Raw genomic sequence first — 22,718 nt, forward strand, 5'->3', positions numbered from 1 at the left:
TGCTTGAACCCAGGGCTTTCGCCGGACATGATAGCAGATGATTAAGTGTGGTGCTTCCAGTAAACATTAGGGTTGAAAACCCATTATTGCTTTATGGATTCCTGTCTCAGCCTGCGAGGTTTTTCCTCTTGAATCTCACTAGTCCAGCTGTGAATGGCACTATTATCCATGCTGCTGTAGCTACCGCTATGTATTCTGGTTTCACTACTTCGAGTACCGCTGCCCCCAGGTATCCATGCCTGTATAATACTAGGGCTGTCACGAGGTCTGCAAGCCTCATGGGGCTCAGGTAGTATAATTTATACGTTAGCTTCAAGTAGTCCTCAATGCTGTGGCCGACAGTGAACGCTATCATGAATCCAAGTATCTGGAAGCCTATCAGGTAGAGGAGGTATAGGGTTATCGTGATAGCCAGGTATGAGGCTCCCCTGGCTTCCACAGCTATGTAGTAGCAGAGCGTGTAGAAGCCTGCTAGGGACGCCGCGAGGCCGAGGTATATGAGTAAGGCGTCCAGGGGGTTCAACGCCACCCTGAGGGTTGAGTAGACCCCTGTGTAGAGCGCTATGGTGAACACTGCGGGGGCCGCTAGTGCAACGAGTACTCCTGCAGCATACCTCGTCAAGTACAGGTCTCTCCTAGTGATGGGTCTAGCCAGTATGAACTCCAATGCACCCTGGGTTTTCGGCTTAGCTATGAGGACGTAGCCGAGGTAGAGTACTACTATCGGGAAGAAGCCTGAGAACAAGCCTACACCGGTTCCAGCCACGAACTCCGTGATAGCTTCAACAGCTGGATTAGTCAGCCCCATGGAGATCTCCAGTCCACCGAGGATTTCACCCTCCCGGCTGAGGAGTGCTAGACGTATTTCAACAGGCCTACTGCTTTCAAGGAGCTTGGGGTCCACTGCGGCCTCGTACACATATGTCTTCAAAGCCTCCCTTATAGTGCCAAGGTAGCTCATCCCCGATATGTTGCTTACCATGGGGCCCCTTGACTCCCAGTAGGTGTACGAGTAGTTCGACTCCTTGATACTGTAGTATAAGCTTAACTCCCCTTGGAACTCGCCTGCAGCAGCCATGACCACGTATAGTTTGCCGCCGGCCGGGATAATGGATCCACATACTTCGAGCGATGAAGCGGGGTGAATCCATGAGAAGGCGTGGGCGCCTATGGCTTCACACCCATAGTATCTTGACGCATTACTGCTTGACTGCGTCAGCCTCATGGTAATGGTCTCCTTCACCTCCACGGAGCCTACGTGCATTGCAGTTACATTCAGGGTGAGCGGGATGATCCTGTATCCCGTTAGGGGAACGGGTGATTCAGGTAGAGGTATCTCCAGGGGTCCAGTGCCCTCAATACTGTATCTCCCTAGGAGGAGCCATGTATTACCGAGCTCCAGGGTGGCCGTGAAGGATGGTGAAAGAGGCTTAAGCTCGTTGTCGTAGAGCCCTATGTTGACCCTCAGCACCCTGCTCTCAGCATCCAGCTCGGCTACCGCTACCCCGTTGTATAGGAGTCTCTGGCTCCCCGCCAGCATTGACTGAGCCACCATGTATGTTAACCCGACGCCGGCCATGATGAAGAGTATGAGTGCTGTGAGCGTGGCCTTCCTGATGAAGGCTCTCTTGAAGTCGTAGATGAACGGCTTCAACCAGCCTCCCCCTTCTTAATCAACTCGAAGAAGAAGCTTTCGAGATCCCTTTCCTCCCTCCTGAACTCCATGAGCTTCACGCCTTTCTCCACGAGCCTTGATATCACTTCATCAGGGCTTGCATCCGTCTTAACGACCACCTCGCTGCCTTCTACACGTATCTCCCCGTAGCCCTCGAGCACCCGTAGGGCTTCCCCAGAGGGTTCAACCAGCCTGATCCTTATGGAGGGCTGCGCCAGCCTGGCGATATCCTCCATTGTGTAAACCCCTATTATCCGCCCCTTATGTATGAAGACCACTTTATCGGCTATCTGCTCAACCTCCTTCAATATGTGGGATGAGAACAACACGGCTCTACCCTCCTTCTTAAACCCCCGTGTAAGCTCCCTGAAGAACGCTATCCCCTGCGGGTCTAAGCCGTTTAACACCTCGTCGAAAACAAAGTTCTGCGGGTTGCCTATGAGTGAGACTGCCAGTGCAAACCTCTTCTTCATTCCCTGCGAGTACTCGGAGAGCCTCTTGTACACTGCGTCCCCTAAGCCCACCTTCTCAAGCAGCTCCCTCCCAAGCCTCACGGCTTCACCACGGCTTAAACCATGGTAGCCCGCCAGGTATACGAAGTAATCCAGGGCCTTGAACTCTGTTTCAAAGATGGGTAGCTCAGGAACCCATCCAATCCTCTCAGACGCCTTCCTCTTCTCTCTAAGCACACTGTAGCCGTCTACTAAGACTTCACCCTTATCAGGGTTCAATACACCCGTTATTATCCGTATAGTAGTGGTTTTCCCAGCGCCATTCAAGCCGACGTAACCCACTACCTCGCCATCCCCCACTTTGAATGAGACGTCTGAGAGAACCCTCCTCCCCCCGAAGGACTTGAAGATACCTGAAACCTCTATCAATGCTGAACCCCATGTTGCAAGGTGATAACTAGGACGGTAATAAACCTGATGCATGTTTAACACTAGGTATAAATACATTTACCTCGCTCACCACTTCACGGTGACATCTTTGAGCGTCTTCGAGCTAGCCATGAAACATGTGTCTACGCGTGTATTCCTGCAGAGGGATATAGATGAAGGGGATTTAACCAGGATACTTGAGGTGGCTAGGAGGGCGCCTTCAGCCTGGAACATGCAGAGCTACCACGTGATCGCTGTGAGGGATCAATCACTGACCTCCTCCCCGCCCTAAAGGGGCGAGGGTTCCCTTGGGGCGGGTCACTGGTTCCCCGCATTTGTTCGGGTTTACATCTGTCATTTGCGGGGCAGTCGGGGTGGCCAGAGATCCCCCCATCTGGTTGTCTCTGCTCGGGAACAACCCCTCGTTCACGAAGGGTTGTAGCCCCCTCATCGCTAAATACGTTTCCTCATCACCATCACCTATACATAAAAAAAACAAACTTATAAACCTTCAACCCCGCCTTGAAAGACGAGGCTTTCGGTTGTGAAGTGCCTGGGCGAGCAGTGGTTTAAGACATCGGGTGAGCTGGATGCGGCTTAGGCTCAAGGGTTTAATCGTAGAGGTGGTTGCCGGGGACATCACGTTGTTCCAGGGAGACGCCTTAGTGAACCCTGCGAACACCTACGGGTACATGGGCGGCGGGGTCGCCTTAGCTATAAGGAAAAAGGGTGGAGACGTGATCGAGGAGGAGGCTGTTAAACAGGCCCCGATACCTATAGGTGGCGCAGTAGTAACTACCGGCGGCTCACTCGGGGTTAAAGCAGTGATCCATGCTCCCACGGTTGTGGAGCCAGGCGGTGCTTCGAGCCCGGTGAACGTGTACAAGGCTACTGCGGCAGCATTGTCGAAGGTGTTGGAAAACGGCTTCAGGAAAATAGCCTTCCCCCTGATGGGTGCCGGTGTCGGCGGGGTGCCTCCAGCTGAGTCGGCTAGAGCCATGGCTAGGGCTCTCAGGGAGCATGGTGCTGGAGCCGCTTTAACCATCCATGTATACGTAAGGGATCCAGGGCTGGTTGGAGACGTTGTAAGGGCCTTTATCGAGGAGGGTTTCCAGCCGGCTTAACCGTGCAGCGGGTTATTTAAGGCGTTCCCGCTAATTCGTCACAAGGGTTGCATGGGTGCATGGTTTGAGCCGGGTGAAGTGCTTCCTGAACGGCAGGGTTTACACCGGGTTCAAGCCCCTGAGGGTTGAAGAAGCACTCACGGTGGCCTACGGCAGGGTCCTCTACGCTGGCGAGGAGGGGAAAGCCCTCGCTCTCTGCAGGATGCTCGGGGGCGAGGCAGTAGACCTAGAGGGGAAGACCATACTACCCGGCTTCATAGATTCACACATGCATCTAGACGGCGTAGGGCTCCAGCTATCCACACTAGACCTCAGAGGGGTTGGAAGCATTGAGGAGTTGAAGGAGAAGGTGAGGGAGTATGCTGCTTCACACAGCGGGGGACCCGTGGTAGGCCGTGGATGGGATCAAGAGTTCTTCAGGGAGAAAAGGTGGCCGACCCGCTGGGATCTAGATGAAGCCGTAGTGGATAGGCCGGTTATACTTGTCAGGGTCTGCGGCCACGCAGCCGTTTTGAACACTAAGGCCATGGAGCTCGCGGGCTTAATCCACGTGGAGTCGCCGTGGGTTGTCAGGGATGAATCCGGGGAGGCAACCGGCGTGATCCTCGAGGGGGCTGTTGGGGAAGCCTTAAGAGTGCTCCAGGGATCCATGGATACCCGTGAGAAAGCCCTATTAATGCGGAGGGCGCTCGAGTACGCTGCATCACTAGGTGTTACCACGCTGGGCTTCATGAGCTGCAGCGGGGATTCCCTTAGAGCCCTCATGCTACTCCACTCCGAGTGGAGGTACCCGAGGGTCAGGGTCTACGTGGAGCCAGGCCTCCTAAGGGAGCTGTCTAAACTAGGCTTCACAGGCGGCTTCGGAAGCGAGTATCTGAGGGTGAAGGGGGTTAAAGCCTTCGCAGACGGCAGCCTGGGGGCTAGGACGGCGTGGCTCTCGAAACCATACAGTGACGACCCGTTGAACACGGGTAGGCAGTTGATATCGAGGAGCGAGCTCGAAGGCCTAGTGGAGGAGGCGTCGAGGGCGGGCTTCCAGGTCGCCGTCCACGCCATAGGTGATGCAGCAGTAGACTTAGTGCTGGATGTTTACAGGAGTGCTAGGGGCAGCGGGGTTAGACACAGGATTGAACATGCCTCTGTGATCAGGCCTGAACAAGTAGCCGAGGCATCAAGCCTCGGCATCGCTGTATCAGTGCAACCCCGCTTCGCAGTATCCGACTGGTGGGCTGGGCAAAGGCTTGGAGACGAGAGATTGAAGTGGCTCTACCCGTTTAAAACCATGGCGGGTAGAGGGGTTGCATTAGGGTTTTCAACGGATGCACCTGTGGAGCCCCTTAACCCCTGGGAAACAATCTATGCTGCCGTGGCGAGGGAGGGAGGCGAGGCGTTGACGCTTGAAGAGGCCCTCCACTACTATACATATGGCTCAGCATACGTGCTGGGCGAAGAAGGGGAGCTAGGGACGCTTACAGAGGGGAAGCTAGCCGACCTCATAGTGGTGGATAGAGACCCGTTTAAAACCCCCTTAGGGGAGCTGAGAGGCATAAGGGTTGTGGAAACCTATGTGGGGGGTGAGAGAGTACTTGTTCAACCCCCCTCGTAGAAGGGGGGAGCTATGACAACCTCGTCCCCGTCTCCCAGGGCATGGTTCAAGTCTACATGCCTCCCGTTGACATATATGTTGAGCACTGGAAGAGTCTCGACGAGGGCTTTGAGACCACTATGCCTCTTGACGACTGCTTCGATGAGCTCGCTCACCCTGCTTCCATCCTTTAAGGCATGCTCCTCCATGTGTGTTCCAGCAGCGTCTGCGAGGACTCCGAGGAGGAGTACTTTAACCCTTAGAGTCATCGGGGCTGCCCCGTGGATCCTGTTGCAGGGCTCTCCTCACAGCCTTATAGATGTTCACGTAACCGGTGCACCTGCATAGGTTGCCTTTAAGGTACTCCCTGATGTTCTCGTCGGATGGCTCCACACGTCTCCTCCTCATGTACTCTGCCATCACGATGAAGCCGGGTGTACAGTACCCGCATTGAACCGCCCCCTCCTCCATGAACGCCTTCTGCACGGGGCTTGGCTCTCTTTCACTGGTTAATCCCTCCACGGTTTCAACCTCCCTTCCATTGACGTCAACCGTTAACACTAGGCAGGATAAAGCCGGCTCCCCGTCTATTAGGACTGTGCATGCACCGCACTCGCCTATCCCGCATCCATACTTCACACCAGTGAGCCCCAGCCTGTTCCTCAACGTGTTGATTAACAGCTCATTGGGCTCCACGTCTAGCTCGACGGGTTTACCGTTAACCCTGAAGGACACCTTCATTCCGCATCCCTCTTCAAGGCCTCCACGGCCCTCCAGAACGCGTCGTGGGCGAGGATCCTTACCAGGTGCCTACGGTACTCTGCCGAGGCCCTTGCATCGCTTATAGGCTTCACCTCGCCTTCAATGGGTTTGAATACATTTAAGCCCACCTCGCTCAGCCTCCTGCCTTTCAAAGCCCCCTCTGCTACGGGGCACCTTATGGGTGTTGGTGCTACTGCTCCAGCCGCGATCCTTGCCTCCTCAACGATGTCGCCGTTGAGCTCAACGTAGACGGCTGCACTGGCCACGGCGAGGTCCACGGCTACCCTGCCGATCTTCATGAATGCTGAGGACCCTGGCTCAGCCTCTACGATTACCTCTGCAAGGATTTCACCTGGCTCCAGCACTGTGGAGCCGGGTCCCTTGAAGAAGCTGGCCAAGGGCACTGTTCTCTCCCTGTTTAAGCCAACTATCTTCACGGAGGCGTTGTGGACGAGGAGGGGTGGAGCCGTGTCTGCTGCTGGTGAAGCATTGCATAGGTTGCCCCCTATGGTAGCCATGCTCCTCACCTGGATGCTTGCCATCTGCTTCACAGCGTCCCTTAGGGCCGGGATATACTTGGCCACGATGGGGGATTCCTCTATCTCCCTCAGTGTTGTCAACGCCTTGATCCTGACCCTGCCGTCCTCAACCGTGATCCCTTTGAGCTCCCGTATCCTCTTAATGTTGACTACCGCCTTCGGCTCCACCTGCCTGGTCTTCATCTTCACGAGTAGATCAGTGCCTCCAGCCAGGATCCGTGCTGAACCACCGAGCTCGCTGAGAATTTCAAGTGCTTCCCTCAGTGAGGCTGGCTCATAGTAGTTGAAGCTGAAGGGGATTATATGGGTGTTCCTGTAGTTGATCATTGATGGCTTTAATCCCACTGTACACCACCCTTACGCAACGCCTCAACTATCTTGCCTGGGGTGATTGGGAGCTCGTAGAACCTCACTCCTATAGCGTTGTACACGGCGTTCGCTATGGCGCCTACGGCCGGGTTCATGGCTGCTTCACCTATCCCCTTGGCTCCGAAGGGACCCGTGGGTTCATAACTGCTGGCTATTATCACCTTGAAGTCCTCTGGGGCCGGCACATCGGCTATCGTGGGTATCTTGTAGTCGGTTATCAACCCTCTCCCAGCGAGCTCACCGTTCTCCTCGTACACCATGTCCTCGGTGAAAGCCATGCCCCAAGCCATGGCGAATCCCCCGTGGAGTTGTCCTTCAACCATGTCAGGGTTGACGGGTGTGCCGACGTCAGCGCCGGCTACAACCCTGATGGGTTTAACCCTCCCCGTCCACGTGTCTACTTCGACTTCAACGAAGTAAACCGTGAAACTCGGTGGCGCCGAGGTAGCCCTGTAGGATACGAATGCACCTATAGTGCCCCAGTTCCTCTGCCACGCCGCCCTCGCGATCTCGCTGAGCGGGATCCTTACATCCGTCCCCTCGATGTATACGACCGCCTGCTTCAAGCCCTCGTCATACCTTATCTTGAAGGCCTCCGGGTTCACTGCTTTACCCACGAGTCTCGCAGCGTACTCGAATATCTTGGATTTAACTATCTCGGCAGCCCTTCTAGCAGCCTCGCCGCCGACATAGGTGCCGCGTGACGCATGCGTGCAGACATCGTACGGGGTGTTCTCGGTTGACGCTGATGCAAGGTTCACTAGTTCAGGCGGGACCCCTAGGACCTCTGAGATAATCTTGACGTGTGCATCCAGGGTGCCGCCCCCGTGGTCCTGGAGCGCTGTGATGTAGTCGAGGGTTCCATCCTCGTTGAGCTTCAGTATGCACCCGGTGTAATCTATGACCTCGCCGCTTATGGGGCCGCCGGCCCCCGAGGTGTGGAAGCCTCTTGCAACACCGATCCCCCTTCTAAACCTTCCCTTCTTCCCTCTTGGATCACCCCTCTTATCCCAGCCTATCAGCTCCTTTCCTTTCTCAAGGAGCTCTGGGACACCGTCGGATCTTATGATGGATTTAACGGTTGGACCCTGCCCCCAGAATATTTCGCCTCTCCCCACGTAGTTCTTCAACCTGAGTTCAACAGGGTCTACCCCGAGCTCCTCAGCTAGTTCATCCATGATTGTTTCAACAGCCCACTGGACCTCTGGCGCCCCGTAGCCTCTTAGGGCGCAGGCCGGGGTCTTATTCGTGTAGACCGCTCTCCCAATATACCTGATGTTCCTCCATTTATACATGGATACAAACCATCCCAGGCTGGTGCCGAGGAGCGGGTAGGGCTGCACCTGGTGTGCCCCTACGTCGAGGGTGTTCTCGAATTCAGCACCCGTTAAAACCCCGTTTCTCTTCGCACCCACCTTTATCCTGAAGTGGAAGACGAAGTTGGAGTGGTCTAGTATGTCTTCCTCACGGGTGTACGCTATCTTAACGGGTTTCCCGGATTTAAGGCAGAGGGCTACTGCTATTGGAACCAGGTAGTTGACCTGGATGCTTGAGCCGAAGGAGCCGCCTATGGGGATCTTTACAACGTTTACCCTGCTTAAAGGTATATCGAAGATCTGGCTCACCAGTATCCTCGTGTTATGGATTGACTGGGTTGTAGAGTAAATCGTCAGCTTGCCGCCTGGCTCGGGAACGCAGAGGACTGCCTTGGGCTCCAGCTGCATATGGTATCTCTTACCAGTCTTAAACCTCCTCTCCAAGACCACATCGGACTCCTGGAAAGCCTTGTCGACGTCTCCCTCAACATAGTTTAGTGATGCAGCTATGTTTCCCTCGACACGGATCCATTCACTCCCCTTCATTATCTTCTCATGTATCAAGGGCGCCCCGGGCTCCATGGCCTTGAACGGGTCTAGGATGGGCTCATATATCCTCTCGTACTCCACCCTAATGGATTCAAGAGCCCTCTGCGCTAACTCCTCGCTGGGGGCTGCGACAGCCGCCACAGCGTCCCCAATGTACCTGGGCTTCTTTGTGAGCACATAGGTGTCCTTGAAGGTTACCTCGTGCACGCTGACGAGCCTCGGGTTGAAGGGCTTCTGGGGGACTTCATCAGGTGTGAGGGTTACTGCACCGATTCTTTCAGCCTCGCTTACATCGATCCTCTTGATGTCGGCGAAGGCGTATGGGCTTCTAAGTATCCTCCCTATGAGCATCCCCGGGGCTTCCAGGTCGTTGACGAACCTGAGGGTCCCACTGGTCTTGGCGAGTGCATCCCTTCTAATAGTCCTCTTACCTATGAAGGAGTACACTGCTTCCCCACCTTTTCAACAGTGCTCCACACTGCTTCAGCGATCTTCACGTAACCGGTGCACCTGCATAGGTTGCCGATGTATTCCGCGATATCCTTTCTCTCCCTGATCCTCCCCTCCCTTATAGCGGCCCATGCTGTGAGAAGTATGCCTGGTGTGCAGAAGCCGCATTGCACAGCCCCTTTCTCAGTGAACGACTCTACGAGCTTGCCGAGCAAGGGGTCGCCTTGAAGCCCCTCCACGGTGACCACGCTCCTTCCCTCCACCTGAGGTGTCAGCAGCATGCAGGAGGCAACTGGTTTCCCGTCGAGTAGCACGGTGCAGGATCCACACTCGCCTCTTTCACAGCCTCTCTTAACACTCCTCACCTTGAGCCTGAGCCTCAGCGTGTCTAGGAGGATTTCACTGGGCGGTGCGTCAACCTCGACTGCTACACCGTTGAGCTTGAACCTCACGATCACCGTCTACCACCCTCCACGAGCCCTGTGAGCATATCCCTCAGCAACTCTTTTGAGACGTGCAGCCTGTACTCTGCTGAGGCCCTTGCATCGCTTATCGGCTTAATGTCACCGGTGATCTTCTCAACCGCCCTGTTAATGTTCTCCACACTGGCCTCCCTCCCCTTCAACTCCTCCTCTACGCTCCAAGCCCTTACAGGCGTCGGCGCCACGGAGCCTAAGGCTATCCTTACATCACGGAAGACGCCTTCCTCCACCCTTACCGCCACCGCTATTGAGACGACTGAGATGTCGTGCCCCCTTCTTCTTCCAAGCTTATGGTACGCGTACCTCCATGCCTCGCCTTGACTGTAGGGTATGGAGACCTCTGCGAGGATCTCGTTTGGTTTTAGAGCAGTGGTTCTAGGCCCCTTGAAGAACTCTTTTAAAGGTATTCTTCTCTCACCATCCATGCTTACAGCCCGTACCCATGCCTCGTGAACCATTAGAGGCGGCGCTGTATCCGCTGCTGGTGAAGCATTGCATAGGTTGCCCCCTATAGTGGCGATGTTCCTCACCTGCCAGTATGCGAATTCCTCAGCCGCCTTCTTCAACAATGGTGTCTTCTCCGCTACAATGGTGGAGTCAGCTATCTCCTGTATGGTTGTCAACGCGCCTATCCTGAGCACGCCTCCCTCATCGGTGATGTATTTCAGCTCCTTCAGCCCTGACACATCGATTAAATCGCTTACATCATACCTCTTGATCTTCAAATCGAGGACTAGGTCTGTGCCTCCAGCCAGGATCCTCGCTTTCCCAGACAGCTTGCCGAGTAGTTCAAGGGCTTCCTCAAGGGATGCAGGCCTATGGTACTTGACCTCGGGGATACGGTAGAACACGTGTACCACCTCACAGCCTCCCCATCGCCTTAAGCACTTTCTCAGGCGTCAACGGGGTTTCAGTCACATTGACGCCTAAGGCATGGCTGACCGCGTTAGCGATCGACGCCGGCATCGGTATGAGCGCCATCTCGCCGACGCCTTTAGCGCCGAAGGGCCCGTACTTGAAGAGGTCTTCAACATAGACGGGTTCAGCAACCTCCGGCATATCCCTCATTGAGGGAACCACGTAGTCTGTCAGGTTAACGTTGATCAACGCGCCTTTCTCATCGAACACTAATCTCTCCATCAACGTGTAGCCGATGCCCTGGGCTATAGCCCCCTCGATCTGCCCTTCAACCTGCACAGGGTTGATCACTCTGCCTGCGGCGAGACCCGGGTAGACCCTTGTCACCTTTACTACACCAGTCAACGTGTCAACCTCTACCTCTGACACAACCACCATGTAGCTGTATGCTGGGTAGGCGAAGCCCTGCCCGGTGGAGTCGTCGAACCTTCCCTTAGGTAGGAAGAAGTAGCCTGTTGCAGAGAGCTCCACGCCTCTTGCAACAGCCTCCTTCACTAGGTCCCGTAGCTGCAGCTGCTTATCAGGGTTGTTCCTCGAGTAAACCTTGTTCCCGGCGAAAACCAGGTCTTCGACTGGGACACCCATGATCCTCGACGCCAACCCGGCCAGCCTCTCCCTTAGGACGGCTGCCGCCATGTACACTCCTATCCCGCCTATACTGCTCCCCCTGGATGCATGTGTCGCACCAGCGTCTGGTGCATCCGTCGAGCCATGTACTACTCTAACCCTGTCTGGTGTCACGCCGAGGAGCTCTGAGACTATCTGGACGTGTGCTGAGCTAGGGGAGCCCTGGCCTATCTCAACTATCCCGGTGTACAGGGTTACCGAGCCATCCTGCTCAATCTTGACGTAGGCGTTCGACCAGTCTGGGACCCCTCTCGACGTGCTTATACCGTGCCAGGCGACAGCCACCCCTATGCCCCTCTTGAACCTGCCGCCGGATTTATTATACTCCTCTATCTCGCGCCTTCTCTCACGCCACCTGGAGGCCTCTGCAACCCTCTTGAGGGCCTCGGCGACCCCGACTGAGTGGTCTAGGAGTTGCCCTGTGATGGTGTGTGAGCCTTCTCTAACGATGTTCCTTAATCTGAATTCCACTGGGTCGAGCCCGAGTTTCTCTGCTAATTGATCCATCTGCCTCTCAACAGCGAACTGTATGGAGAGGTTCCCGAAGCCCCTGAAGGAGCCCTGGTACACTTTATTCGTGTAGACAGCGTAGCCGTCTACCTTTGCATTGGGAACAATGTAGGGGCCTGATGCATGCATTGTGGCCCGCCAGAGTATGAAGGGCCCTCTATTAGCGTATGCACCGGTGTCATGTATTATCGTGACCTCTATCGCTGTTAAACGGCCCTCTGAGTCCGCGCCGCTCTTATACCTTATGATCGCTGCCTCCCTCTTAGGATGGATCCTCATAGACTCCTCCCTGCTGTAGACCAGGAGGGCTGGCTTACCGGTTAAATAGGCTACGAGGGCTGCTTTAGCACAGGTCAACGGGCCCTCATCATCCTTCCCTCCGAAGCCGCCGCCAACGTATGGCGCAATTATCTTCACCCTGCTTGAGGGAAGCCCCAGTACTCTCGCAACGATCCTCTGCCCTAGGTGAGGGTACTGGAGGCCGCCTATGACTGTGACACCGTTCTCCATGCTAGGGATCGCTAACGCAGCCTCTGTTTCAAGGTAGGCGTGCTCCTGGTGGTGTAGCCTGTACTCGTTTTCCACGACGACGTGTGCACGTGAAAACCCTTCCTCAACACTGCCTCTCCTAACCCTTGTCCTGAACGCTATGTTGGAGCCTGCCTCCTCGTGGACGAGTACATCGCTCCTCGCCATTGCTTCAAGCGGGTCTAGCACGTAGGGCAGTGGCTCGTAGTCAACCCTGACCTCCTCCACAGCCCTTAAGGCGTCGTCCAGGCTTGTCGACGCGACTAAAGCCACTACTTCACCATGGTATCTGACTTTCCCCTCGGCCAGTAATGGTTGATCCGGGAGCGAGTATCCCACCTGGTTCTCGCCTGGTATATCCCTCGCCGTGATCAACCTGACCCCTTTCCCCTTTAAAGCGTCTGGGAGGCTGATGCCCTTCAGCCTTGCATGGGGATGCGTGCTTAGAACCTGCTTCACGTAGAGCGCGTTACCCATGAAGTAGTCTATGAAGTAGTCCTCTGTGAACATGGCTTTACCCAGTGCTTTTTCAAGGGAGTCCACCCTGGTGACTCTTTTACCCACTACTAGGAGCTCTCTAGCTGAGAGCCATTTCTCCAGGAGGCTTAGTGCACCCCCCATAAGTGCACCTCGAGAATACTCTAGTGTGCTGATGGGATTTAAACATTGCTGGCTCAGCGAGGGCTAAGCCTTATATCCCTAGATAGTGCTTATGGAGCACGTGGTGTCCATGAGCCTGCTCGTGAGGAACGGCCTCGTAGTCACTTCGAAGGGCGTGCTGAGGGCGGATGTGAGGATCCAGGATGGCGTCATAACTAGTGTGGGGAGGCACCTGGATAGCAGCGGCGTCGACGAGGTGATCGATGCATCAGGCATGCTAGTGTTCCCGGGAGTGATAGATGAACACGTCCACATGAGGGAGCCTGGCTTAGAGTACAAGGATGACTTCACACATGGGTCAAGGGCTGCACTCAAAGGGGGTGTTACAACAGTTGTGGAGCACCCTAACACCCTGCCACCAGTCGACGAGCCCGGTAAGCTGGTCGCCAAGGCGAGGCTACTGGAGCAGAAGGCGTACGTCGACTTCGCACTCCTAGGGGTTCTCCACGATGGGAACACTCATCTCTTCGAAGACATGCTAGCTGAAGGCGCAGCCGGCTTCAAGGTCTTCATGGGTCCCACAACCGGGAACATACCGCCGCCCAGCGAGCCCAGCCTCTACGAGGTGCTACGGGAGTCGGGTAGGATGGGTGTCACTGTTGCATTCCACGCCGAGGACCACGCGTTGGTAACATACTTCACGGAGAAAGCAAGGTCGACTGGCGGAATGGATCCAGCGCTCCACGACGATGCAAGGCCCCCTCTGGTCGAGGAGTACAGTGTAGTCAAGATAGCAGCCATAGCTAAGCACACAGGGGGAAGGCCCCTTATAGTCCACATATCGTCAGCCCAGGCTCTCGAAGCTGTTTCACAGGCTAAGCGGGCTGGCGTGGAGATCTACGGGGAGACGTGTCCACACTACCTCCTCCTGGATAAACCGGACTACGCCAGGTACGGTAGCCTCATCAAGGTTAACCCGCCTATAAGGGGAGGGGTCCACAGGGCGAGGCTCGTTGAAGCCGTGGCTAAAGGAGGAGTGGACACCGTTGGCTCGGATCACGCGCCCCACGCACCCGAGGAGAAGAGGAGGGATATATGGAGTGCTGCATCAGGTATGCCCGGGGTGCAGACACTCCTGCCTTCAATGCTGGATCTAGCGCTCAGAAACATCATCCCGCTTACCAGGATACCGCTTCTCCTAGCGGAGAACCCGGCTAAGCTCTGGGGGCTGTGGCCTAGGAAAGGCTTCATCGACGTAGGGTTCGACGGAGACCTCGTGATAGTGGACCCAGGCTCGGAGACCCTGGTGACAGAGGAGTGGCTTGAATACAAGTATAAGCTAACCCCGTTCACAGGGTGGAGGTTCAAGGGGAGGGTGAGACACGTGGTCATCCGCGGCAGGGTAGCCCTCAGAGACGGCGTTATCACAGGGGAGCAGAAGGGTGTGTGGGTTAAGCCTATAAGGATCCCTGGTTATAGTAGCTGAATGGTGCACCGGGATGAATAAGGGTTCGGATGTAATATCAGCGCTCCAGTTCACTAGGAGCGATGTAGAGAGGCTTATCACGATTGCAGAGGAGCTCAGGAGAAGGCTTGAAGCCGGCGAGAGGATTGAGGCAGCCAAGGGGAGGATTCTTTTCACAGCGTTCTTCGAGCCGAGCACTAGGACGAGGCTGAGCTTCCAGTTCGCAATGGTGAGGCTCGGGGGCAGCGTAGTGGACCTGGGTCCCGAGGAGGTTACCAGCCGGGCTAAAGGCGAGAGCCCGGAGGACACTTTGAGAACAGTTGACAGCTATAATCCAGACGTGATTGTTGTAAGGCATAGGGAGCCGGGCTTCGCCTCTAAGGCAGCCGAGATATGTAGGGCCCCCGTGGTGAACGCCGGCGACGGCTATAATGAGCACCCGACGCAAGCCCTCCTCGACGTGTACACTATATGGAGGAGCCTGGGCAGGGTGGACGGCGTATCCATAGGCTTAATGGGGGACTTGAAGTATGGGAGAACGGTTTCAAGCCTATCCTACATTCTCTCGAACTTCAGGGATGTAACAATATACTTCATCTCCCCGCCGGCCTTGAGGCCGCGTGAAGAAGTATTGAGGATACTTGACCAGAGGAGGACAAGGTACGAGTTCGCTGAGAGCCTCGATGAAGTAGTAAGCAGGGTTGACGTCCTCTACGTGACGAGGCTGCAGAAGGAGAGGATGAGCCCGGAGGAGTATGAGAGGCTTAAGGGAAGCTACACGGTATCCTATGAGTCGCTCAGGAAGTATGGGAGGATACCGTTGATAATGCATCCACTGCCAAGGGTCTGGGAGCTGACGCCGGATGTAGATGTGCTTCCCCAAGCAATATACTTCGAGCAGGCTAGGAACGGCCTCTACATGAGGATGGCGCTCCTGAAGACGATTCTAGGAGTATAGGGAAAAACATTTTTAACTAACCGCTCCCACGGAACCACCTGCACCCGGTTAGAGCTTTCTCTCAATAATTATGGCCGCTGTGATTGTGAGTGATAGGAGTGTGATGACGGCTATCAATGCGGCCCTGGCATCCTTTGTCACAGCGCTCACCATGAGTGCTGCTCCAAGCGTCGCGGTGAGGCCGCCGAATGCTACACGGCTTGTAGGGGTCTTCACCGAGGCTTCATGTCTCCCGGGTTTCGCGAGGAGCCCTGTGACAGCTATCCATGCACCGAGCAATACTAGGAGTGCTGATACAGCTATCTCCACGGGGTACCGGTATGTTAACGCTACTGTTAGTATGAGGATTAATGCCGCGGCTACTACATGGTGCTCCATCTTGACCATGAGGCATCACCTCACAGCCAGCTTTAAGACTACGTCTAGGTGTGGGCCCAGGGCTACCTGGGTCTCGCCTAGTGCCTCTATGTAGATGTCTCCTCCCCTTATCCTTGCCGGCGCGTAGATCAGTTTCTCAGTGTGTGATGCACCCGTCTTCACTTTTCCCTGGAGCCTTGAGGAGACGTTTGCCAGGTATGAGTCAACCAGTGCCTCGGCTGCAGCCCTGTCTATTAATGGGGGTACGGCGGGGACCCGTAGGTGGTCTCTCTTCAATGTGGAGAGGGCCTTGGACACGGTGTCCACTGTGAGCTTCTCCTCGCGGCCTTTTAAGCGGTCTAGGAAGCCGCTTGTAAGCCTGAATGTGTCTGTCACGGGCTTCGATGCGTAGGGGTGTGTTGCGAGGACGAGGAGGTGGTCACGGTATTCACGCCCCTTCTTCCAGACAAGGGATCCCGTGACGAATGTGTATGATATTGAGACAACGTAGAGTGGGAGGGCTACCTCGCCTTCCCCGGGTAATACCTCGACGGTCTCCCTGCCCAGCCTGCTCAGGTATAGCGACTTAAGGCTCTCGGAGAGCTCCAGGTACACGCCTATGTCTCTCTTAACCCTGCTCCTAACCTCTTCAACGGTTCTAATGTATCTAGCTATGAAGGCTGCTGCCTCCTGGGGCTGCCTCCCTGCTTCGAACAATGCTTTCTCGCATTCAGCTATATTCCTCATGGCTTCAACCAGCTTTAACTCGACGTCCACCGGAGGCAGCATCATGGCTAGCTGCGGGCTGCCTGAGGCGAGGCTCCTAGCCTTAGATAGCTCTAGGGATGCTGTTTCAAGCAGGGGCATGGCTGATGTGTAATCCCCTTTCTCCAGGCTGCTCCACGCCTTCATGGCGTTTGCAACCCCTTTCACCCTGTGGAGCACTGCCTCCTCAACGCCCGTGCCCGGCAGGCTCTCTGCAAGCTTCTCAAGGTTCCTTACTGCTGCATCAATGTCGCCGCTTAAAGCCGTCTCCACGTAGTTGGATAAGTGGGCGTTCAACACGTATGTTGCGTAAACACCGCTGTAGAACTCCCTGTCCTCGTCGACTACGACCATCTGGGAGAGGCTTTCAACCCTGGCCAGCTTCTCGAAGGCTTTCCTCGGGTCGTCTATATCCGGCTTCAAGCCTATTCCCCTGGGGAGCACTAGGGGTGTTGAAAGCAGCTTTAAGACCTTTGCCTTGAGGGACGCGTACTCGGGGAGGATCCTTGGCTTTATGTTCGCAATGAATATGTTGTGCCTGGCTAACACGTCGATCGTCTGCACGCCTACTGTTGAAACAGGGAGCAGCTCCCTTATCCAACTATATATCTCGCTCTTCAACCTCTCAGTGTACTGGGAGGCGTCGACGACTCTTTGAACAGTGCCACAGTACTCGCATCTAACGTATTCAGACCCTTTCTCAGGCTGGGGTAGGGGGGCCCCGCACTTAACGCATCTAAGTCCGACGAGCTCGACGCCCATGGAGCCACCTACCTTGGTCTACCTGCTCCGGCAACCCATCTAGCCCTGCACTCGTTTCTCAAGGCGTCTATCTCCATTTGAAGCCTTCTCACAGCGTCCTCGAGGGCTTTCATAGCTAGCTCATAGTAGTGTCTCGATATGGCGTCGCCTAGATTATACATCGCGGTGTAGCACGCTGTGCAGACCGCGATGTACTGGCCGCCCCCGGATTCAACCAGCATGTTCGGGGCTTCCTCACCATACCTCTTCGCAATATACGGGGTTATCGTGGCCGGCAGGTACACGAAGTGCACGTCCTCGCCCTGCATGTCTCTGCCGCATATCCAGCACTTAGTTGACTTGCCTGCTTTCTCAAGCCATTTACTCGCTGTGGCCGAGTACCTTTGATCCGCTATGCTTGACAAGTATCCAACGGCCTCCGTGTAGAGCTCGACTGCTCTCCCAGGGTCTTCTCTCTCGGCTAGAACCGCCTTCATCAACCTTGAGAGTGCGAGGAGCCTTAGAGCGGTTTTCTGAGGTGTGTCGAGCTTGAGGAGGTCTTCAAGCAGGAATTTATCCCTCCCATACTGGAGGAGTATGCCGGCAGCCTCCTCGTATCTCTTGGAGAGCTCGTCTAGCTCCCCGGGCTTCATGCCTCGGAGCTTCCCTATGTCGATGCGGGGAAGCGTGAGGTAGGCTGAGAGGGCTTCGAGCTCCCTGTAGAGCTCTCCGGCTTTAACCCTATAGGGTAGGGCTAGGTCTAGCTCGGCCTCCGGGTTGAGGCTGCGGAGGCTTGCCATAGCCTGCTTCAACGCGGCCTCTGACGGGGATTTAACGAGGGAGTATATGCTGGCCATGGCGGCTGCGAGAGCCCCCTTGGCCTTCAGCCCCTGGTCCCCTGAGGCCGAGGCTATCTCCGCCGCCTTGTTGAAGTGTTCGACTGCCCCGTCCAGGTTACCCTTGTTCCTCTCGTTTAAGGCTTTACCGTACTCTTCCTCGAAGCGTTCTGCATCGCTCTTCCAGATCTTCCATGCCATTCACTCCACCGCTAGGATCTCTTGAACTCCTCGAGTATCTCCTTCTTTAACTGCTCGTATTCCTCACGGGTTATGAGGCCTTCGTCCAGCATTTTCTTAAGCTCCCTCAGCTTGTCGGTCGGCGACTTCTGCTGGGGTTGCTGCACCTGTGGCTGCTGGGGTTGTTGCTGTACCTGGGGAGCCATTGTCTGCGGCAGCATCTGCGGTAGGGCTACGAGGGCTCCTAGAACTCCCACGCCGGGCGACCTGCCGAGGGCCCTCATGGTCTCCACTGTTCTTATTATCTCGAGAACCTTGTCTTCCTCGCCTTTCTGTATCGCGAGGAGCAGGGGTAGCCCGTATGTTGGATCCTCCTTCTCCATTTTCTCAAGCTGGGGTAGTGAGACCCCGCCTATCTTCACATCTATGAGCTCTATGCCCCTCTGCTTCAATGCCTCGTAAATAGTGCCTGTCTTAATCCTCGTGGTCACCTCTGTGAGCCTCGTGTATACATCTATCGCTGTGTAGTTGGCGAGCTCCTGGATGAACTGCTCTGTGAAGAGGCCTCTGAGGAACTCGGTTACAGCGGGTGTTGAGAGCTCTGGGACGGCCCCGGCAACCTGGGTGAGGAAGAGGACTGGGTCGGCTACCCTGAACCAGTATTCCCCGTAGGCCTGTAGCTCCGTCATGTAGAGGGTGCGCGGGCCGAGCTTTACTCTCGTGGATGTCCCGAACCTCCCCTTGAACTGTTTAAGGGAGATGAAGACTATCCTGGCTTTAAAGGGGGTTTCACCGTACCCCATGACAAGGTTGTATGCTCTCGTCAAGAGGGGTATGTTCTGGGTTGTAATAGTGTGCCTGCCCGGTGGGAGGACATCGTATATCTTCCCATCCCTCATGAAGACCGCTGCCTCATACTCGTGCACCACTACAACGCTGCCCCACCTTATGTCCTCATACGGGTACACCCATAGTATGTCGTCTGGGCCGGGGTTAACCCACTCGATGACATTCGTCCTCCTCGACACCTAGGCCACCTCCACCGCCTTCATCAGTGCAAGGTTTCTCTCATCGAGCTTTGCCTCGAGTACCCGGATTGCCTCCTCAATAGACTTAACATCGAGGCCTCCGACCCCGATGGATGCAAGTGTTCTCCTCGCGTTTGCCACAGTGTTCCTCAGGGATACTGCGCCGGCTGCAAGGGATGCATCGTACTGTAGTAGCCTGTAGAGGTCGTCGCTGTTGATCCTCACCACGTTGAAGAAGGGCTTGTACCCGTAGGGAGCGTGCCTCACTCTTTCGGCAAGCGCGTCACACCTGTAGAGGAGTCTCTCAACCTCCCCGGCTAGGGTGGAGTAGCCTTGGGCACCGGTTATCTCCCTGAACAGGGCTCTGAGCTCGCCGGATGCATCCTTTAGAAGCGTGTAGAGCTTCTCCCTGACGATCCTGTCGGTTTCCCTCAGGACCTCCTTGTCCTTATACCCCTTGTACCCGGGGAACACGCTCAGGATCTTCTCCACTAGGCTTCTATCGCCCTTCGCCTGTGTAAGGAGTTCGTCTATACTCACCCTGGGTCCACCCACTATACTATTGGCTCAATCACTATATAACCCTACTGTATTTCACCAGCCCTGCATAAACCCGAGTACCTCGTCGGGCACCCTGCCCTCGACAGCGTCGCGCAGCGACTCCTCGAGCACATCGATCCCCTTGTCGAGCTCCTCCATGGATATAGTGAGCGGGGGCATTATCCTCAACACGTTTCCATGGCTCCCTAGAGTCGTTACCAGGAGTCCCTTCTCCCATGCCCTCCAGCAAGTCTTCAGTGCGGTAGCCCTGTCAGGCCTCCTCGACGCCTTATCCCTCACTACTTCAACACCTATCATCAAGCCGAGGCCTCTCACATCCCCCACCGCTTCAACCCTCTCAGCGATCTCTCTAAGCCTCTTGGAAGCGTGTTCTCCGAGAACCCTTGCCCTCTCAGCTAGGTGCTCCTTTTCAACAACCTCGATGGTGGCTAATGCGGCCCTGGCGCATACAGCGTGCCCCATATTGGTGAAGCCTAGTCCAAGCAGGGGCTGTGACTCCAGGATCTCGGCTCTCCCGATTACCGCTGATATAGGCATCCCGCCTCCAAGCGCCTTCCCAGCTAGGAGGAGGTCTGGCTCCACGCTGAAATGCTCCACGGCCCACATGCTCCCGGTTCTCCCTATCCCGGTCTGCACTTCATCACCTATTAAGACTACGCCGTGGCGATCAGCCACCTCCCTTAAACCCTTTAGGAACCCGGCAGGCGGCACTACGACCCCTGCGTCCCCTTCCACGGGCTCGAAGATTACGGCGGCCACATCCCCCTTGGCCTCCCTGATTTTCTCCTCGACCTCACTTAGGGCGAGGGCTGTGAGCTCGCCTGGCTTTTCGTAGCCGTCGACCCCCCATTTATTCCTATAGGGATTCGGATACTCGGCGTACAGGACTCTCCTGTAGACGGCTGCCCCTCTCCCCCTGCCAGCGAAGATCCCGCTGGCTGAGAGCGAGAGGTATAGTGTGCCGTGGAATGATCCAGTGAAGGAGAGGAGCCATGGCTTCCCAGTGTAGTTCATGGATGAGGTTAAAGCTATCTCAGCCGCATCGGAGCCCGTGAACCCGTAGACAACTCTTTTATCGAAGCGGCCTGGAGTCACCTCCACCAGTTTTCTCGCAAGCCTAACGGGCTCCTCCATGTAGAAGTAGAGGGATGTATAGTTGAGGAGCCTCCTAGCCTGGTCAACCACGGCGTTGACAACCTCCTCCCTGTTAATCCCGACATTGTAGACCGCTGCACCCGACACGAAGTCGATGAATTCCCTTCCCTCGGCGTCAAGCACCCTGGCACCTCTGCCTTCGACAGCTTTAAAGGGGAAGTACTTGAGTGTGAAAGGCCTCGGTATGGGCCCTGGATCCAGGACCACTTATCTCCCCTCTGAAGATGTGTCTAAGCATACATGATCTATTTATGTGTTGCACCCGGGAGCCCGTGTCTTTCAAGACGGGAGAGGAGGTCAGTGCACATGGGAAGCGTTCTGGATCATGTTTCTCCACTTAATTCCCCGGTACCGTGACCCGTGGACTCCTCCCTGGGCTGTGTTTCATGGATGCTGGTACGATAACTTAATTATTAAAGTATTTTTAACCCTGTAATCAATACCCCGTCAACACGGGTGGAATGTGTGGCAGGCTATGAGCTGGACTTGAAGCCCGTCCCACGCGGGGAGAGGAGCCTCGGCTTCCCAGAGGTTTTCAGCATATGGTTCGGCGCCGGGATAAGCATAGCGGAGTTCTGGGCCGGCGCGATGCTGGTGGGCGTGCTGGGCCTTAACCTGCCTTCAGCCATCTTGGCAACCATCCTTGGGCACTTGCTCGGCAACACGATCCTGGCTGCGGTGTCGCTGATGGGCTACTACTCGGGTGTGCCCACAATGGTTTTATCGAGGATCAGCTTGGGTTCAAGGGGGTCGATTGCAGCATCCATCGCCAACTACCTTCAGCTCGTAGGCTGGACGGCTGTAATGCTGGTTGTCGCTGCCAGGGCCTCTGAGACTGTTCTAGCAGAGGCCTCGGGTTTGAAGGGGTGGATGGTTTACTCGTCTTCAATAATGCTGATAGGCCTCGCAGTTGTTGCCTGGGCGCTTACAGGGGTGAAGGGCTGGAGGAGGGTGGAGCTTGCTTCAGCAGCCGCGTTAGCGGTTCTGTCGGCATGGCTCACAGCAGTGGTTGCGTCCAGCCGTGACCTGCCGCGGCTGCTCGCTGAACCCTTAGTTATCGATGAAAGGTTCTGGCTCGGGGTAGACCTGGCTGCAGCCATGCCCGTGTCATGGGCTCCCGTGGCAGCCGACTACTCGAGGTTCTCTAGGAGCGGGCTGGCAGCTTTCTGGGGAACCTATGTAGGCTACTTTGCCTCCAGCAGCCTCTTCTACATTATAGGGGCGTTATCCAACCTCCTCGTCAACCAGCCCGACCCGGTTGGGGTGATAGCTGTCTACGGGCTCGGCGTGCCGGCAATGCTCCTAGTGGTGTTGTCAACCACGACGACCACGTTCCTCGACGTCTACAGTGCGGCGATCAGCCTCAAGAACACGTTGCCGCGTATCGATATAAGGAAGCATATAGTTGTCGCAGGCGTCCTCGGCATAGGGGTGGGCCTCGTCTTCCCGGTGGAGTCATACGAGTGGTTCCTACTGCTCATAGGCGGAGTCTTCACCTCGCTCTCAGGGGTTATGGTAGCCGACTTCCTCAGGAATAGGTTGGCTTACGTTGAGTGGAGGGATCCCGTGGTTCACGTGGAGACCCGGGGACTAGTAGCATGGGTCGCCGGCACAGTACTCTACATCCTCCTCTCGGCCTCCAGCATTCTCCCAGAGGTTGAGATACCCTTGTTCTCGGATATCGGTGCGATCACGGGTTCAACCCTTCCCTCCCTGGCTGTCTCCACCCTCTTAGCGCTTATATTGGGGTGATCCAT

At 55.7% G+C, this 22,718-nt stretch carries 21 protein-coding genes; 6 read left to right on the top strand and 15 right to left on the bottom strand.

Features of this window, described 5'->3' with window-relative positions; all coding sequences use genetic code 11:
- Positions 1-106: 106 nt before the first annotated feature.
- Positions 107-1,654: an ABC transporter permease subunit gene (locus tag DESMU_RS02665; RefSeq protein ID WP_013562055.1), complete on the bottom strand. Its 1,548-nt coding sequence runs from the start codon at positions 1,652-1,654 to the stop codon at positions 107-109.
- A complete protein-coding gene (locus DESMU_RS02670; RefSeq protein WP_245526478.1) occupies positions 1,651-2,610 on the bottom strand; it encodes an ABC transporter ATP-binding protein in 960 nt (319 codons plus the stop codon). The genes DESMU_RS02665 and DESMU_RS02670 overlap by 4 nt, the downstream gene beginning before the upstream one ends.
- 55 nt (positions 2,611-2,665) lie before the next feature.
- Between DESMU_RS02670 and DESMU_RS02675 the strand changes: the two genes are divergently transcribed.
- The 3 genes from DESMU_RS02675 (at position 2,666) to DESMU_RS02685 (ending at position 5,286) form a co-directional block, all read left to right on the top strand.
- The gene (locus tag DESMU_RS02675) at positions 2,666-2,848 is read left to right on the top strand and encodes a nitroreductase family protein (protein ID WP_048078523.1); all 183 of its coding nucleotides are present in this window, start codon (positions 2,666-2,668) and stop codon (positions 2,846-2,848) included.
- 298 nt (positions 2,849-3,146) lie between these two features.
- Complete coding sequence (locus DESMU_RS02680; protein ID WP_013562057.1) at positions 3,147-3,680, top strand: macro domain-containing protein; 534 nt, start codon at positions 3,147-3,149, stop codon at positions 3,678-3,680.
- A gap of 64 nt (positions 3,681-3,744) precedes the next feature.
- Positions 3,745-5,286 (top strand): amidohydrolase, encoded by a 1,542-nt coding sequence (locus tag DESMU_RS02685; protein WP_013562058.1) that lies wholly within the window; start codon positions 3,745-3,747, stop codon positions 5,284-5,286.
- On the opposite strand, the gene DESMU_RS02690 is transcribed toward DESMU_RS02685, so the two are convergent.
- From DESMU_RS02690 to DESMU_RS02720, 7 genes are read right to left on the bottom strand one after another with little or no spacing between them, the layout of a single operon-like run.
- Complete coding sequence (locus tag DESMU_RS02690; RefSeq protein ID WP_013562059.1) at positions 5,271-5,534, bottom strand: MoaD/ThiS family protein; 264 nt, start codon at positions 5,532-5,534, stop codon at positions 5,271-5,273. The two genes, DESMU_RS02685 and DESMU_RS02690, sit on opposite strands and share 16 nt — an antisense overlap.
- Positions 5,518-6,006 (bottom strand): (2Fe-2S)-binding protein, encoded by a 489-nt coding sequence (locus DESMU_RS02695; protein WP_013562060.1) that lies wholly within the window; start codon positions 6,004-6,006, stop codon positions 5,518-5,520. The genes DESMU_RS02690 and DESMU_RS02695 overlap by 17 nt, the downstream gene beginning before the upstream one ends.
- Positions 6,003-6,911, bottom strand: a complete 909-nt coding sequence (locus tag DESMU_RS02700; RefSeq protein WP_013562061.1) for an FAD binding domain-containing protein — start codon at positions 6,909-6,911, stop codon at positions 6,003-6,005. Before DESMU_RS02700 ends, DESMU_RS02695 begins: the two co-directional genes overlap by 4 nt.
- Positions 6,902-9,247 (bottom strand): xanthine dehydrogenase family protein molybdopterin-binding subunit, encoded by a 2,346-nt coding sequence (locus tag DESMU_RS02705; protein ID WP_013562062.1) that lies wholly within the window; start codon positions 9,245-9,247, stop codon positions 6,902-6,904. Before DESMU_RS02705 ends, DESMU_RS02700 begins: the two co-directional genes overlap by 10 nt.
- Entirely contained in the window at positions 9,232-9,708 is a 477-nt protein-coding gene (locus DESMU_RS02710) for a (2Fe-2S)-binding protein (protein ID WP_013562063.1), read from the bottom strand. The genes DESMU_RS02705 and DESMU_RS02710 overlap by 16 nt, the downstream gene beginning before the upstream one ends.
- Positions 9,705-10,583: an FAD binding domain-containing protein gene (locus DESMU_RS02715; protein ID WP_013562064.1), complete on the bottom strand. Its 879-nt coding sequence runs from the start codon at positions 10,581-10,583 to the stop codon at positions 9,705-9,707. The genes DESMU_RS02710 and DESMU_RS02715 overlap by 4 nt, the downstream gene beginning before the upstream one ends.
- Positions 10,584-10,593: 10 nt before the next feature.
- A complete protein-coding gene (locus DESMU_RS02720; protein WP_013562065.1) occupies positions 10,594-12,936 on the bottom strand; it encodes a xanthine dehydrogenase family protein molybdopterin-binding subunit in 2,343 nt (780 codons plus the stop codon).
- A 91-nt stretch (positions 12,937-13,027) separates the two neighbouring features.
- Between DESMU_RS02720 and DESMU_RS02725 the strand changes: the two genes are divergently transcribed.
- Positions 13,028-14,401, top strand: a complete 1,374-nt coding sequence (locus DESMU_RS02725) for a dihydroorotase (RefSeq protein ID WP_245526479.1) — start codon at positions 13,028-13,030, stop codon at positions 14,399-14,401.
- Positions 14,402-14,414: 13 nt separating this feature from the next.
- The gene (pyrB, locus tag DESMU_RS02730) at positions 14,415-15,338 is read left to right on the top strand and encodes an aspartate carbamoyltransferase (protein WP_013562067.1); all 924 of its coding nucleotides are present in this window, start codon (positions 14,415-14,417) and stop codon (positions 15,336-15,338) included.
- Positions 15,339-15,386: 48 nt separating this feature from the next.
- Here the strand turns inward: pyrB and DESMU_RS02735 are convergent, their stop codons facing one another.
- From DESMU_RS02735 to DESMU_RS02760, 6 genes are read right to left on the bottom strand one after another with little or no spacing between them, the layout of a single operon-like run.
- The gene (locus DESMU_RS02735; RefSeq protein ID WP_013562068.1) at positions 15,387-15,725 is read right to left on the bottom strand and encodes a hypothetical protein; all 339 of its coding nucleotides are present in this window, start codon (positions 15,723-15,725) and stop codon (positions 15,387-15,389) included.
- Between the two features lie 6 nt (positions 15,726-15,731).
- On the bottom strand, positions 15,732-17,222 hold the full coding sequence (locus DESMU_RS02740; protein ID WP_013562069.1) for a TFIIB-type zinc ribbon-containing protein: 1,491 nt from the start codon (positions 17,220-17,222) through the stop codon (positions 15,732-15,734).
- Between the two features lie 8 nt (positions 17,223-17,230).
- Complete coding sequence (locus tag DESMU_RS02745) at positions 17,231-18,238, bottom strand: hypothetical protein (protein ID WP_013562070.1); 1,008 nt, start codon at positions 18,236-18,238, stop codon at positions 17,231-17,233.
- A gap of 11 nt (positions 18,239-18,249) precedes the next feature.
- Positions 18,250-19,245, bottom strand: coding sequence for an SPFH domain-containing protein (locus DESMU_RS02750; protein ID WP_013562071.1), 996 nt, complete (start codon positions 19,243-19,245; stop codon positions 18,250-18,252).
- Complete coding sequence (locus tag DESMU_RS02755; RefSeq protein WP_152648966.1) at positions 19,246-19,800, bottom strand: hypothetical protein; 555 nt, start codon at positions 19,798-19,800, stop codon at positions 19,246-19,248. It lies immediately after the preceding gene.
- Between the two features lie 39 nt (positions 19,801-19,839).
- On the bottom strand, positions 19,840-21,168 hold the full coding sequence (locus DESMU_RS02760; protein ID WP_013562073.1) for an aspartate aminotransferase family protein: 1,329 nt from the start codon (positions 21,166-21,168) through the stop codon (positions 19,840-19,842).
- Between the two features lie 258 nt (positions 21,169-21,426).
- On the opposite strand from DESMU_RS02760, the gene cytX reads away from it, so the two are divergent.
- Positions 21,427-22,713 carry a putative hydroxymethylpyrimidine transporter CytX gene (gene cytX, locus DESMU_RS02765; protein WP_013562074.1) on the top strand — a complete coding sequence of 429 codons (1,287 nt, stop codon included), beginning with the start codon at positions 21,427-21,429 and terminating at the stop codon, positions 22,711-22,713.
- The last annotated feature ends 5 nt before the right edge of the window (positions 22,714-22,718 follow it).

The sequence above is a fragment of the Desulfurococcus mucosus DSM 2162 genome (assembly GCF_000186365.1).
GTDB lineage: Archaea > Thermoproteota > Thermoprotei_A > Sulfolobales > Desulfurococcaceae > Desulfurococcus > Desulfurococcus mucosus.